Origin of the sequence: Mesorhizobium sp. WSM4989, from assembly GCF_029625795.1 — a bacterium.
GTDB lineage: Bacteria > Pseudomonadota > Alphaproteobacteria > Rhizobiales > Rhizobiaceae > Mesorhizobium.
This window is the reverse complement of the sequence record NZ_JARTVN010000002.1, coordinates 2,063,982-2,076,063: the sequence shown is the minus strand read 5'-3', so window position 1 is coordinate 2,076,063 and position 12,082 is coordinate 2,063,982. Positions and strand designations below refer to the sequence as shown.

14 protein-coding genes are annotated in these 12,082 nt (G+C 64.1%); 10 read left to right on the top strand and 4 right to left on the bottom strand.

From position 1 onward, the window contains the following. Positions 1–10: 10 nt before the first annotated feature. From P9217_RS22845 to hflX, 3 genes are all read left to right on the top strand, one after another. Positions 11–874: a D-amino-acid transaminase gene (locus P9217_RS22845; RefSeq protein ID WP_278087593.1), complete on the top strand. Its 864-nt coding sequence runs from the start codon at positions 11–13 to the stop codon at positions 872–874. 143 nt (positions 875–1,017) lie between these two features. Continuing rightward, the gene (gene hfq, locus P9217_RS22840; protein WP_066989720.1) at positions 1,018–1,263 is read left to right on the top strand and encodes an RNA chaperone Hfq; all 246 of its coding nucleotides are present in this window, start codon (positions 1,018–1,020) and stop codon (positions 1,261–1,263) included. Continuing rightward, positions 1,264–2,652 (top strand): GTPase HflX, encoded by a 1,389-nt coding sequence (gene hflX / locus P9217_RS22835; protein WP_278087592.1) that lies wholly within the window; start codon positions 1,264–1,266, stop codon positions 2,650–2,652. Between the two features lie 8 nt (positions 2,653–2,660). On the opposite strand, the gene mazG is transcribed toward hflX, so the two are convergent. Together mazG and P9217_RS22825 are read right to left on the bottom strand one after the other, a co-directional pair. Beyond that, positions 2,661–3,485 (bottom strand): nucleoside triphosphate pyrophosphohydrolase, encoded by an 825-nt coding sequence (gene mazG, locus P9217_RS22830; RefSeq protein ID WP_278087591.1) that lies wholly within the window; start codon positions 3,483–3,485, stop codon positions 2,661–2,663. Between the two features lie 82 nt (positions 3,486–3,567). After that, positions 3,568–4,752 (bottom strand): amino acid aminotransferase, encoded by a 1,185-nt coding sequence (locus P9217_RS22825; protein WP_278087590.1) that lies wholly within the window; start codon positions 4,750–4,752, stop codon positions 3,568–3,570. Between the two features lie 187 nt (positions 4,753–4,939). Between P9217_RS22825 and P9217_RS22820 the strand changes: the two genes are divergently transcribed. From P9217_RS22820 to P9217_RS22795, 6 genes are all read left to right on the top strand, one after another. Next, the gene (locus tag P9217_RS22820; RefSeq protein WP_245430608.1) at positions 4,940–5,461 is read left to right on the top strand and encodes a sigma-70 family RNA polymerase sigma factor; all 522 of its coding nucleotides are present in this window, start codon (positions 4,940–4,942) and stop codon (positions 5,459–5,461) included. Continuing rightward, on the top strand, positions 5,458–6,231 hold the full coding sequence (locus P9217_RS22815) for an anti-sigma factor (protein ID WP_278087589.1): 774 nt from the start codon (positions 5,458–5,460) through the stop codon (positions 6,229–6,231). The genes P9217_RS22820 and P9217_RS22815 overlap by 4 nt, the downstream gene beginning before the upstream one ends. Positions 6,232–6,269: 38 nt before the next feature. Then, positions 6,270–6,986, top strand: coding sequence for a Bax inhibitor-1/YccA family protein (locus P9217_RS22810; RefSeq protein ID WP_067321335.1), 717 nt, complete (start codon positions 6,270–6,272; stop codon positions 6,984–6,986). Positions 6,987–7,189: 203 nt separating this feature from the next. Further along, positions 7,190–8,065, top strand: coding sequence for an aldose 1-epimerase family protein (locus P9217_RS22805; protein WP_278087588.1), 876 nt, complete (start codon positions 7,190–7,192; stop codon positions 8,063–8,065). A 3-nt stretch (positions 8,066–8,068) separates the two neighbouring features. Continuing rightward, complete coding sequence (locus P9217_RS22800) at positions 8,069–8,479, top strand: hypothetical protein (RefSeq protein ID WP_127240453.1); 411 nt, start codon at positions 8,069–8,071, stop codon at positions 8,477–8,479. Positions 8,480–8,615: 136 nt separating this feature from the next. Continuing rightward, positions 8,616–9,008: a GFA family protein gene (locus tag P9217_RS22795; protein WP_095825420.1), complete on the top strand. Its 393-nt coding sequence runs from the start codon at positions 8,616–8,618 to the stop codon at positions 9,006–9,008. A 23-nt stretch (positions 9,009–9,031) separates the two neighbouring features. Here the strand turns inward: P9217_RS22795 and P9217_RS22790 are convergent, their stop codons facing one another. Further along, positions 9,032–10,549, bottom strand: a complete 1,518-nt coding sequence (locus P9217_RS22790; RefSeq protein ID WP_245430610.1) for a winged helix-turn-helix domain-containing protein — start codon at positions 10,547–10,549, stop codon at positions 9,032–9,034. A gap of 202 nt (positions 10,550–10,751) precedes the next feature. On the opposite strand from P9217_RS22790, the gene P9217_RS22785 reads away from it, so the two are divergent. Beyond that, positions 10,752–10,988: a DUF1127 domain-containing protein gene (locus tag P9217_RS22785; RefSeq protein ID WP_278087587.1), complete on the top strand. Its 237-nt coding sequence runs from the start codon at positions 10,752–10,754 to the stop codon at positions 10,986–10,988. Positions 10,989–11,115: 127 nt separating this feature from the next. Here the strand turns inward: P9217_RS22785 and P9217_RS22780 are convergent, their stop codons facing one another. Continuing rightward, entirely contained in the window at positions 11,116–11,964 is an 849-nt protein-coding gene (locus P9217_RS22780) for an agmatinase (RefSeq protein ID WP_278087586.1), read from the bottom strand. Positions 11,965–12,082 lie beyond the last annotated feature (118 nt).

The following is a 12,082-nucleotide window of genomic DNA, read 5'->3' as shown; positions in this document are numbered from 1 at the left end:
GAGGTAGCCCATGCCGCGCATTGCCTATGTGAACGGGCGCTACGTTGCCCATGCCGAAGCCCGCGTCCATATCGAGGATCGCGGCTATCAGTTCGCTGACGGCGTCTATGAGGTCTGCGAGGTGGCGCGCGGCTTTATCGTCGACATGCCGCGCCATCTGGCCCGGCTCAAGCGCTCGCTCAAGGAATTGTCGATCGTATGGCCCGTCTCGGAAGGCGTCCTGCCGATGCTGCTGCGCGAGGTGGTGCGCCGCAACAACGTCGTCAACGGCCTCGTCTATCTCCAGGTGACGCGCGGCGTCGCCAGCCGTGAATTCGTCTTTCCGGCAGCCGGCACCCGTCCGTCCTTGGTTATAACCGCCCGGAAGGCCGACCCCTCTGCTGCCGCCAAGCGGGTTGAGACCGGCATTAAGGTCATCACCGTCCCGGAGAATCGCTGGGACCGTGTCGACATCAAGAGCACCGGCCTGCTTGCCAATGTGCTCGCCAAGCAGAAGGCCAAGGAAGCCGGCGCCCAGGAGGCCTGGTTCGTCGACTCCGACGGCACGGTCAAGGAGGGCGGCTCGTCCAATGCCTGGATCGTCACCCGCGACGGCGTCCTGGTGACGCGGCCGGCCGAACACGGCATCCTGCGCGGCATCACCCGCACGACACTGTTCGACGTCGCCGAAAAGCTCGGTCTGAAGATCGAGGAGCGTGGGTTTTCGATCGCCGAAGCCAAGGCAGCGCGCGAGGCTTTCATCAGTTCCGCGACCACGATCGCCATGCCGGTAGTCGAAATCGACGGCGCGCCGATCGCAAACGGCCACCCCGGTTCCATGACACTTTCGTTGCGGCAGGCATTTTTTGACATTGCGGAAAAAAGTCCAGCCTGATAACCGCAAAGGTGGAATGAATCTCAACTATCTCGTTCTGCTTGTCGTTTAGGCGGCAAGAGGGGGTTTGCGCGCTTGACAGGCGCCTCGTAATTTGGCGCATTGGCCTGCAGACCGAAGGGGATCGGCGAAAGACAAAAACAATGGCGGAACGATCGCAAAACCTTCAGGACCTGTTCCTGAATTCAGTTCGCAAGAGCAAAAATCCACTTACCATCTTTCTCATCAACGGTGTGAAGCTGACCGGCGTGGTCACTTCGTTCGACAATTTCTGTGTGTTGTTGCGGCGCGACGGGCATTCCCAGCTCGTCTACAAGCACGCCATTTCCACGATCATGCCGAGCCAGCCGGTTCAGATGTTTGATGGCGAGGAAGGCCAGGGCGCCTGATTGGCACGTGAGCAGGACGCGGACCGCAGAGTTCGCGGGAAACAAGGACATCAACTCGGGCCGGAAGCCAAGGATCCGACCCGGGCGGTTGTCATTGTGCCGGTGCTTGCGCGCCAGCCGCGCGGCGATGAGGATTCGAGCCGCCCGCGCCTGAGCCGCTCGGCGGATGCCCGCCACGACGAGGCGGTCGGGCTTGCCAGCGCCATCGACTTGGACCCGGTCCACACCGCAGTGGTGACGGTCACCGATCCCCGCCCGGCAACGCTGCTCGGCAGCGGCAAAGTGGCCGAATTCGCCGACATCGTGAAGGGACGCAAGGCGGAATTGGTCATCGTCGACCATCCGCTCACGCCGGTGCAGCAGCGCAATCTCGAGAAGGAACTGAACGCCAAGGTGCTCGACCGCACCGGGCTTATCCTCGAGATCTTCGGTGAGCGCGCCAGGACCAAGGAAGGCACCCTGCAGGTCGAGCTGGCGCATCTCAACTATCAGAAGGGTCGGCTGGTGCGCAGTTGGACCCACCTCGAACGGCAGCGCGGCGGCGCGGGTTTCCTGGGCGGTCCCGGCGAAACGCAGATCGAATCCGACCGGCGGATCCTGCAGGACAAGATCACCAAGCTCAAACATGAGCTGGAAACGGTTCGCCGCACCCGCGACCTGCACCGCGCAAAACGCAAGAAGGTGCCATTTCCGGTAGTTGCGATCGTCGGCTACACCAATGCCGGAAAGTCGACGCTGTTCAACCGGCTGACCGGGGCAGGGGTGCTGGCGGAGGACATGCTGTTCGCCACGCTCGATCCGACGCTGCGCCGCGTGCGCCTGCCGCACGGCACGCCGATCATCCTGTCGGACACGGTCGGCTTCATCTCGGACTTGCCGACTCATCTGGTCGCGGCCTTCCGGGCGACGCTGGAAGAGGTCGTCGAGGCCGATCTCGTGCTGCATCTGCGCGATATCTCTGATCCGGATACGGCAGCGCAGGCCGAGGATGTCGAGCGCATCCTTGGCGATCTCGGCGTCGATGCCGCGGACACCAGCCGCGTGATCGAGGTGTGGAACAAGATCGACCTGCTCGACGAAGGCAATCGCGAGCGCCTGCTTGCCGAGAGCGCCGGCGGCAAGGCGCCGCCGATCGCGATATCGGCAGCGACCGGCGAGGGGATCGATGCGCTCAAGGCGCTAATCGAGGCCAGAGTGTCGGGCGAGCTGGAAACGATGACGGTGACGTTGAGCCCGGCTGAGCTCGGCCAGGTCGACTGGCTCTATCGCAATGGCGATGTCGTCTCGCGGAGCGACAATGAGGACGGCAGCGTCACCATCTCACTGACGGCCACGCACAGCACCCGCCAGGAGATCGAGACCCGGCTGAACCGCAGGAACCACGGCTAGACCGCTGCTTATCTTGCGTTTTTGGCCTGCTGCCAGAGGGTTTCCATCTCGTCCAAAGTCGCCTGTTCCAACGACCTCCCGGAAGCCTCCAACTCCCGCTCGACATAATGGAAGCGCGACCGGAACTTCTCGTTGGTGCCGCTCAGCGCGGCTTCGGCATCAAGTCTCAAATGGCGGCCGAGATTGACGACTGCAAACAGCATGTCGCCGAACTCATCCTTGATGGGTGCCGCGTCGCCCGTGGCCAGCGCCTCGCGCAGCTCGCCGATCTCTTCCTCTATCTTGTCGAGGATGGGTGCTGCCTCGCTCCAGTCGAAGCCGACGCGCGCAGCCTTCTCCTGCAGCTTCAACGCGCGGGTCAGCGCAGGGAGCGCAACCGGCACGCTATCGAGATAGCCCTTGCCGTGATCTTCCGGGTCGAGGCCGCGCGCGATGCGGGCGTTGCGCTTGTCGGCCTTCTCCACCGTCTTGATCTTCTCCCACATGCCCTTGGCCATGCCGGCGCCGCGCGCCTTCTCGTCGCCGAAGACATGCGGGTGACGGCGGATCATCTTGGTGGTGATCGCCTCGACAACGTCGCCGAACGCGAACTCGCCAATCTCCTGCGCCATCTGCGCGTGGTAGACGACCTGCAGCAGAAGGTCGCCCAGCTCCTCGCGCAGATCGTCGAAGTCGCCGCGCGCGATCGCATCCGCCACTTCATAGGCTTCCTCGATCGTGTAGGGGGCGATGGTGGAAAAGTTCTGCTCGATGTCCCAGGGGCAGCCGGTCTTCGGCGCTCTGAGTGCCGCCATGATCTCGATCAGACGGGAGATGTCTTTGGAGGGTTTCACGCAACAAACCCTAGCGCGCGCCGCGGCGGGCGACCAATCCCGCCGGCTGGCAAAAGCCGATTGTCCACAGTTGCGCCGGCACTCAGTCGAGCACCGAAACGATCGCCTTGGCGAGCTCGTCCATGCCGTCCTCAGGCAGACCTGCCACATTGATGCGGCTGTCACCTACCATATAGACGGCGTGCTCGGTGCGCAGACGCTCAACCTGCGCTTCGGTGAGCCCCAGGCGGGAGAACATGCCGCGATGGCTGGCGACGAAATCGAAGCGATCGGAGTTGGATTGCCGGCGCAACGCCTCGGCGAAGGCGACACGCAGCCTGAGCATGCGCAGCCGCATCTCCTCGAGTTCCGTCTCCCAGACCTTCTTCAGATCGGCGTCTTCCAGCACCATGCGTACGGCCGCAGCGCCATGGTCCGGCGGCATCGAATAGAGCGCTCTCGCCGCTGCCAGCATCTGGCTCATCGCCACGTCGGCCTGTGCGCCGTCCTTGGCCATGATCATGGCGGCACCGACGCGGTCGCGATAGACGGCGAAATTTTTCGAGCAGCTCGAGGCGACGACCATCTCGGGCACCTTGCCGGCGAGCAGCCGCAGGCCGGCGGCATCGGCGTCGAGCCCTTCGCCAAAGCCCTGATAGGCGATGTCGACGAAAGGCAGCAGGCCGCGCTCAAGCAGAACGTCGGCAATCTTCGCCCATTGCGCAGCATCCAGATTGGCGCCGGTCGGGTTATGGCAGCAGCCATGCAGCAGCACGACATCCCCGCTAGTGGCGGTCTTGAGCGCCGCCAGCATGTCGTCGAAACGGACAGCGCCGGAAACAGCGTCGAAATAAGGATAGTCGCGCACCTGTAGGCCGGCAGCGCGCATCACCGGCAGGTGGTTCGGCCAGGTCGGATCGGAGAGCCACACCGTCGCGCCTGGGCGCGTGCGCTGCAGAAGCTCGACCACCAGCCTGAGCGCGCCCGATCCGCCCGGCGCCTGCGCTGCGCGGATGCGCGAATGATCGGCCTTCTCGCCGAAGGCAAGCTTGATCATGGCGGCGTTGAAGCCGGTGTCGCCGGCGAGGCCGAGATAGGTCTTGGTGTCCTGGCCCGCGAGCAGCCGCTTCTCGGCCTCGCGCACGGCCCGCATCACCGGCGTCCTGCCGTCACGATCCTTGTAGACGCCGACACCGAGGTCGACTTTGCCGGGGCGCGTGTCGGCGCGGTAAAGGCCGATCAACGCAAGGATCTTGTCGGCGGGCGCGGGCTGCAGGGTCTCGAACATCGATAGGGCTCCAGTGGCGGCGGAGTGATACGCAAATCGGCCGCGCTTCGCCAGCGGTTTCCTCCGTTTGCCCGCTCGTTCCTGGCTCTCCCGAGGCCGGCGCAACTCCTCGCGGGAATCGCAGAAAGAAACGGCAGCCAGGGATTAAAATCCCCACATGCTCCGTAAACAGGGCATGAAACGGTCGATGGCACGCTTCGATATCGTCGGGCAGTTGGGCTCCCTGCGGCGCTACGCACGCTCGCTGACGCGCGACAGCGCCGATGCCGAGGATCTGGTCCACGACGCGCTGGTGCGCGCCTATGAGCGGCGCGGCACCTTTCGTTCGGGCGGCAACCCGCGCGCCTGGCTGCTGGCGATCCTGCACAACATCTTCATCGACCGCATGCGCTCGCGGCGGTCCGAGGCAGCGCGCATCGAGCAGGCAGGCCGTCTCGCCGAGCAAAACATGCCGGCGTCCCAGGACCATTCGGTGCGCCTTTCGCAGGTGCGCGAAGCCTTCCTGTCGCTGCCGGAAGAGCAGCGCGCCGCGCTGCATCTCGTCGCCATCGAAGGGTTGAGCTACGCGGAGGCCGCCGACGTCAGTGGCGTCCCGCTCGGAACCCTGATGTCGCGCATCGGCCGCGCTCGTGCGGCGCTGCGCGAGATGGAGGAGGGCGCTCCGGCCCGCGGCAAAAATCACCTGAGGATCGTGGGAGGTGAATCATGACCGCCATCGTCGATCCGGTGACCGATGCCGATCTCGACGCCTATGTCGACGATCAGCTCGACGTCGCCCGCCGCATCGAGGTCGAGGCGTTCCTGTCCGCTCGTCCCGAAGTGGCTGCGCGTGTGATGTCGGATCTCAGAACGCGCGACGAGTTGCGCGTGGCGCTGGCCGGGCCAGGCGCAATGGCGCGCCCGGCGACGACCGACGCGGCGCGTCGGCTGGAGAGGGTGCTTGTCAGGGACCGTGCCTTTTCCGTGCTGCAGCGCGCCGCGGCCGCCGCCGTGCTGGTGGCGGCAGGGTGGCTTGCGAACGGCGTCTTCGGGCCGATCGCTGTCAGCAAGGTGGTCGCGTCGACGCAGCCGCCCGCCTATGTCGAGGAAGCGGTGAGCGCGCACCGGACGACGCTGGTGCGTGAGACGATGCCGTCCCAGGCCGAAGCGCCAAATTACAATGCCGACGAGATCCGCGCCGCGACCGCGATCGTCATGCCGTCCTTGCCCGACGACTGGCGGATCCGCGATGTTCAGATCTATCCGTCGCGGTTCGGGCCGAGCGTCGAGATGGCACTCGAAACGAAGGACCTCGGGCTGGTGTCGCTGTTTGCGATCAGGCCAGGCACGTTCGACGTCGTGAAGCCCACCGTCGCGCCCTTGGGCGATATTTCGTCCGCCTATTTCCAGATCGGCGAGGTCGCTTACGCCGTCGTCGGACAAGGCGATGCCGGCGATCTCGACCGGGCCGCCGAAAAGCTCGCCCGCACTCTCTATTGAAACAGCCAATCGAACCGACCAAACCAAGGAGAAACGAAATGAACAGCCCTAATCTTGGATACCGAATGGGCACCGGCGTTCGGGCCGGTGCCGTCTATGACGAGGGCCTGCGCCGGCACATGCTGCGCGTCTACAACTATATGGGCCTCGGGCTCGTCGTCACCGGCCTCGTCGCCCTTGTTGTGGCCTCGACGCCGGCGCTCTACGTCCCGATCTTCTCCACGCCGCTGAAATGGGTGGTGATGCTGGCGCCGCTCGCCTTCGTCATGTTCTTCTCCTTCAAGATGCAGACGATGTCAGCGGCGAGCGCGCAGGCGATGTTCTGGGCCTTTTGCGCGGTCATGGGCCTGTCGCTGGCTTCCGTGTTCCTGGTGTTCACCGGCACCAGCATCGCGCGCACCTTCTTCATCGCCGCCACCATGTTCGGCGCCACCAGCCTCTACGGCTACACGACCAAGCGCGACCTGACGCAGTTCTCGTCCTTCCTGATCATGGGCCTGATCGGCGTGGTGATCGCGAGCCTCGTCAACCTGTTCCTCGGCTCGACCGCGCTGCAGTTCGCCATCTCCGTGATCGGCATCGCCGTCTTCATCGGCCTGACCGCCTGGGACACGCAGACGATCAAGGAGCAGTATGCCGAGAATTTCGACGCCGAATCGCAACAGAAGCTCGCCGTCTTCGGCGCCTTCTCGCTGTATCTGAACTTCATCAACATCTTCCAGCTGTTGCTGAATTTTACCGGCGAGCGCGAATAGTCCGGACCGTAGCAGGCAACAGCTTCGAACCGTGGCCGACGGGTAAACCGCTGGCCACGGTTTGTCTTTTGGCGTTGCATCTGGCGTGGCAGTGCTGGTCGTTCACGGCGGCTGCTTGAGGGGCTGCCGCACTGCCTGCTGCCTTGAGTTCAGGGGAGGCCTTTTGCTAGCCTGTCGGCCCGACCAGCCAGTCGCGAGGACGCATGGACCAGCTGACGCTTGACGGTGATGGCATCTCGGCGACCATCGTCGGGCAGGGGGCCGAGCTGGTTTCGTTGCGGAATGCCGAAGGCGCGGAACTTCTGTGGCAGGCGGGGCCTGAATGGCGGCGTCATTCGCCGGTGCTGTTTCCGATAGTCGGCCGGCTGAAAGGCGACCAGTTGCGCCATCGCGGCAAAGCCTATCCAATGACGCAGCATGGCTTCGCCCGCGACAGGCGCTTTGCCTGGGCGAAGCAGGGGCCTTCCTCTTGCACGCTGGTCCTGACCGATGACACCGAGACCCGCACCCGCTACCCATTCGCCTTTCGGCTGGCCATAAGCTACAGCCTCGGCCCCCGCCAGCTTGGCGTGACCTTCGAGGTCGCCAACACAGGCGACGAGGTGCAGCCGGCCTCGGTCGGCGCCCACCCGGCCTTCAACTGGCCTTTGCTGCCGGAATTGCCCAAGGAAGCCTACCGGCTGACCTTTGCCGACGATGAACCCGCTCCGATACGGCGCCTGAAGGACGGGCTCATGCTGGCGACGCCGCAGCCAACGCCCGTCGAGGGCAAGACGCTTGCCCTCTCCGAGCGGCTGTTCGATGACGACGCCGTCATTCTGGACCGGCCCGCCAGCACCAGCGTGCGCTATGCCGCCGGGCGGGGGCCGGCGATCGAAATGTCGTGGCAGGGATTCAACGAATTGGGCATCTGGTCCAAGCCCGGCGGCGCGCCGTTCCTCTGCATCGAGCCCTGGCATGGCGTTGCAAGCCCGGTCGATTTCGACGGCGAATTCGCCGACAAGCCGGGCGTGATGCTGATCCCGCCAGGCGCCAAGCGCAAGTTGACCTACCGGATCACCATCAGCCGGGATGCGTGAGGCATGGCGTTCGCGATCAAGGCCGAGGTCAAGGATCCGCTGGCCGAGACATTCTCATTCGCGGCGCAGAAAACCATGTATGGCGGCAAGCATATCGCCGAAGGCGACACGATCTTTGTGTTCGCCAGCGAAAACGAAGCCGGACAGGGGCTGGTCGCACGGGGCGTTGTCACGTCATCCGAGGCCATTCCCAAAAGATCCGACCGCGAACGGCAGACGCCGCGCGTCAGTGTTGCCATCCGCCGCACCGCATTGGCAACGCGGCGATTGGGTCGGGACGAGCTCAAGCGGTTCAAGGACTGGAGCGATGGCAGGCCTGAGACCGAGCTAAACTTCAAATTCTATCGCCAGGCGACGAACAAGATCGTCAGCCTCTCGCATGGGACGGCGGCTTTTCTCGATGGGTTTTTCTAAGACGGCAAGCCACGGATCAAATCGATCTCTGTGGAATCCGGCTTTTGAGAGCCACGCAAGCGAGACGTCTCAGCCTTGGACGCCTGGGCGAGTTCGCTGCTAACGTTCCACCGCACGGCTTTGAAGGAGACGCAACATGGACCGATTCACCGGCGGCTGCCTGTGTCGCAATGTCCGACTTGTGGCGTCGGGCCGCCCATACAGGGTCTGCATCTGCCATTGTCTCGATTGCCGCAAACATCATGGCGCGCTCTTTTATGCTTCGGCGGTATTCCCTCAGGACGCGGTTACGATCGACGGTGAGACGCGCGACTATGCCGGGCGGTTTTTCTGTCCGCGCTGCGGTTCGTCCGTTTTCGCACGCACCGCGGACGAGATCGAAGTGCATCTCGGGACCCTGGACGCCCCAGACCAGCTAGCCCCGACCTACGAAAGCTGGATCATCCGTCGCGAGTCGTGGCTGCCGCCGTTTCCAGTCAGCAAGCGATACGAGCGCGATCGCGAGGCGACGAGCCGCTTCGAAGAATAGGTCGCGCCATTCCTTTCTGGCCGTCAGTCCGGAAGCCCGGCCTTGCGGAACCCGTCAACGAAATGCTCGAGCATCGCGTCGTCGCGGAACGGCTCGGTCCAGACCCAGTGGCTGGTCGTGAAATGCGGGTTGGCGATAAGGAACATCTCGACCTCCGCGCGCGCCTCTTCGAACCGGCCGAGCTGCGCAAGGCTTGCCGCCAGGAAACGGCGTGAGCTGGTCCGATAGGTCTCGTCCCGGCGCAGCGTCTCGATGGCGGCTTCATAGTCGCGGGCCGCATATTGCGCGGCGCCGAGCGTGAGATAGTACCAACTCGGCGGAAACGGGTTCAGCCGGAACGCCTTGCGAATATGCTCAAGGCCCTCTTCGATCCGCCCGGCTAGGACCTCGATGTCGGACAATGTCGCCCAGGCGTCGGCCTCGTTCGGATCGAGCTCGAACGCTTTGGCGAATTCGGCATCCGCCTCGCCGAAGCGATGCTCATAGGCAAGCAGGTTGGCAAGCACCCAGCGGCAGCCGGCGTCGTTTGGGTCGATTGTCACGGCTTTGCGGGCCAACTCCAAGGCAATGCTCCGGTTGGGGTCGACAGGCTCGCCCCAATGCACCCATCCCATCCAATGGTTCATGGCGAGCCAGCGATAGGCTTCGGCATACTCCGGATCGAGCGAGACCGCGCGCGTCAGCATCAGATGCGCCTCCCGCGCCGTCTGAGGCGAGTCGTCGATCAGTTTTCGCGCCCGCACGCACAGATCGTAGGCCTCGAGATTCTTGGGCCGATTGCGCGGCGGCTGCGTGCGCAGCCGGCCGAGCAGCGCCTCCACGATCTTGGCCGTTACCTCGTCCTGGACCGCAAAAATATCTTCCAGACTGCGATCGAAGCGTTCCGCCCACAGATGTTCACCGCTCACCGCGTCGACAAGCTGCGCGTTGATACGTACACGCCCCGCGGCGCGCCTTGCGCTCCCCTCAAGCAGGTAACGCACGCCAAGGTCCTCGGCGATCGCGCGCACATCCATCGGCTTTCCCTTGTAGACGAAGACCGAGTTGCGCGCGATGACGAACAGTCCCGCGTTCCTGGACAGGTCAGTGATCAGGTCTTCGGTCAACCCGTCCGCGAAGGATTCCTGCTCGGGATCATTGCCGAAATTGACGAAGGGCAGCACGGCTATCGAAGGCTTGCCGGGCAGTGGCAAAGGTTTTCGTTTCGTCTCGCCAAGCTGTTCGATGACCCCCGTGAAGCGATAGCCGACGCGCGGCACCGTAGCGATCCATTCACCGCCGTCGGCGGCGGGGCCGAGCAGCTTTCTGAGCTGCGCGATCTGGACGGTGAGGTTGCCTTCCTCGACGGCCGTGCCCGGCCATGCCGCGTCCATCAGCTCGGCCTTGGCCAGGATTTCGCCGGGACGTTCCACGAGCGCGGCAAGCAGCTTCAGCCCCCGATAGCCGGCGGCCACGGGGACATCGTTCCGAAGCAACGTTCCCGCAGCTGAATCAAGCACGTACGGGCCGAAGGCAAAGCGCGATCCCTGCATGCGGCGCATCTATAGAGCAATTCCAGGAAAAGTGTGAGACGGGTAGAGCAGTTCGTCATGTCCGATGAACCGCTCAGGCCGATTTGGAAGTTTTGAGAACTATTTGGATGCGCTTAATTACGGCGCAGCCCGCATCCTGCAGAATCCAACCTCATTCAGGTGGAAGGCCCCAACTCGAAAAGCATGGGGCCGCAAACCATAGGAGGTTGCCATGAACGACACGTTTGCATCGATCCCGCAGCTGGCAACGCTGGTCGGGCAGGCATCGCGCCGGCGCTACAGCCTGCAGACCCTGCGAGGCATGATCGCAGCCCAGCGCGAGCAGATACGGTTTCGCTGGGATCTGAAGCGGATATCAGAGGCCAACCCGCATCTGATCGACGATATCGGACTGACGAAAGAGCAGGCCGAGGAAGAGATCGCCAAGCTGCCCTTCTGGCAAAGATAAACGCGGATGTGGCGTCAACGCTGATGCCGGCAGCGCAGTCCCACGGGGTAGGGAGGTCCTGCATGAGCTCGAAGCGACATCGGTCGGTCATAACGGGGAATCTCGTCGGGGCATCAGGCCATCTGAGTTAAACCTGCCGGACGACAGTGCCGATGACATTGACGAGAAGCCGGGCTGCAGTCAGCGCCGACAGGCCGTCAAGGTCGGCAGGCGGATAGAATTCGACCAGATCAAATCCTGCGATCCTGGCCCGCTTGCCGAGGCCGGCGATCAGGTCGATCGCCTGGGTGTAGGTGAGGCCGCCTGGCGTGCGCGCCGCCACGCCCGGCATGATGCTGGGATCGAGGCCGTCGCAGTCGAAGCTCACGACGACGCGCGCGCCGTCCGGAATGTGGCTGAGAGCTGCGTCGACGCCCTGGGCATGAAGCTCGCGGGCAGTCACAAAGCGGCTGCCATAGCGCCGCGCCGCTTCGATTTCAGCCAGGCGTGCGCTGCCGACGCTGCGCAGGCCGACTTGCACGAGGCCGGCGATATGCGGCATCTCGCTCGCCCGGCGCATCGGGCTCGAATAGCCGTAGCGTTCGCCATCGACCTCGTCGCGCCAGTCGATATGCGCGTCGATCTGCAGGATCCAGACCGGCCCGTGACCGGCAAAGCCGGCGAGAAAGGGAATTGCCACGGAATCGTCACCGCCGAGCAGGATCGGCACGGCCGACGCGGCCAGGACCTCGCGCGTCTTCGCTTCGATCCGCGCCCGGTTTCCCTCATTGTCGTGCATGACCGTCGAGATGTTGCCGGCATCGACGCAGCAGACCGGCTTGCCGTCGAACAATGGACCGCCGAGATCGAAATCCCAATGCTCGACCAGCGGCGCATCGTCCTGGCTCGCAGCGCGGATGGCGTCGGCGGCCAGAGCATGGCCGCTGCTGTCCTTTCCCGGATAGGTGCTGCCATGACCGGCACCGTAGATCACCATGCGAGGCGCGCGGCCTCCGGCGAGGCAATCGGGAAAGCCAAGAAAGGAAGATGAAGAGGTCCTTGTTCAATAGTCCGAATCTGAGCTCTCGCGGCGAGGGGCACGTCGATAGGATCGC